Here is a 1,754-nt window from a genome sequence, read left to right as displayed (position 1 = left end):
GACGATAGAATGCTCGTTCCCGGTGCTACAACGTCAGGTTTAATATCCAGGGTCTTTTTAACTGGACCACGGGAACTCGAGTCATTGATCTCATCCCCAACCGACTTGCTTCTGACAAAATCGGAAAAGCTTACTTTAAGATCAGGGTTGGCATCGAGCAGAGATTTGAGGAAATCGCCATCTTCTTTGCTCATACTCAGCGTCGGGATAAAGTTAAAGCTGTCACCAAGCAGAACACCGATCAGTCCCGGGTTTTGGTTGAAAATGATCGCCCCTTTGGCACCTGCTGCCTTGGCATTAGCGATTTTTTCCACAAATGCGAGTTCTCCGCGTTTAATCAACGCGATTTTGCCCGTTATGTCTTTATCCGCGAAATCTTCAGGTTTACCCAGATCCGCATACACGAGGCCAGACTCTCCATCCAAGACTATTTCCGGATCCTCGGCCAGACTCCAAGCCATCAGTTCAAGGGTATACGTAGCGTCTACTACGCTCAAAGGTACGTTTATGTCCACTGCCGGAACAGTTTCTTCTTCGGCTATTTCAACAGGGACCTCATCAGTTCCCTGAATTTCTTCGCTTACGACATCCGATGGGTTTTCATCCGACGTTGCTGGCTCGGCAGCATCACCTGCTTGTACACCAGACTGTTCTTCAGAAACAGTTGGTTGTTCCTGTTCAGCCCCAGGTTCCGCTGTACCCTCATCCACTCCGACGGGTACCTCAGGCTGCACAGCATCTGTATAAAAATGTGTAGTGGCCGAAATTTCATCACTCGGTCCCGTAGAGTTCCCCACGGTTATGGCAAAAGCGGATGCCCCCGGCGATCCTACCGTCCAGCGGTTCGGCCCCGTATTGCCGCTGGAAACGACTGGCGTGACACCAGCCAGCGCAGCATTATTAATGGCCACGGACGTTACATAATCCGGATCATTGCGGGCACTGCCAAGCGAGAGGTTAATCACATCCATTCCGTCCTGAATCGAACGGTCGATACCTCCCAGTACCCAACTGGATTTACCGCTCCCATAAGGGCCAAGCACACGATACGCATAGATATCCGCCTCCGGAGCGATACCCACAACTCCGAATTCACCCGCATCCCGGGCCGCGATGGTGCCCGCCACATGCGTTCCATGATCGGTCCAATACGTACTTCCTCTATCATTGACCTGTGGAGGATCGTTAGGATCGTTCTCCCAATCGAGCGGAGTCGTCTCATAAGGATCATTATCGTTATCCACGAAGTCATATCCACCCTTATAAGCATCCTTCAGGACTGGGTGAACATAGTCTATTCCTGTATCGATCACACCGACTTTAATACCTTTACCTGTATATCCAAGATCCCATACTTCCGGAGCACCAATAAATGGACCGGTATCTTTCATATACGGATTAACTTCTCCCTTGGGGCCAACCGTTACTTCCAGATCCGGATACACGCCCAGAACACCGGGTATATCGAGAATGGTCTCAAGTTTGCTACTGTCCATTTCCAATGCTACCCCGTTAAAAGCATAGCTATATTGATTAGAGATTTCATGATTGATATTTTGGCTATTCAGACTGTCAATGAAGGTTTGTTGTTGTCGCTCTACTTTCTGTTCAACGGCAGTCTTCATTGAAGAGCTAAATGACTTGCCCGCTATAGAGGATATGCCCTTGGCCAGTGCAACCGGCTCAGCAGACAATTCAACGATGACATCGACCTGCCCCGTTCCCGTGCTTTCCAATTGTTCATCCAGCACAGG

Annotated in this window: 1 protein-coding gene; it reads right to left on the bottom strand. The window is 49.6% G+C overall.

Annotated features, from left to right (window positions below):
• The coding region (locus ACFRAK_RS28285) for a S8 family serine peptidase (RefSeq protein WP_394573082.1) at positions 1-1,754 on the bottom strand (1,754 nt) is incomplete at both ends.

This window comes from Peribacillus sp. NPDC056705, assembly GCF_043656335.1.
This window is presented reverse-complemented; position numbering and strand designations above follow the sequence as displayed.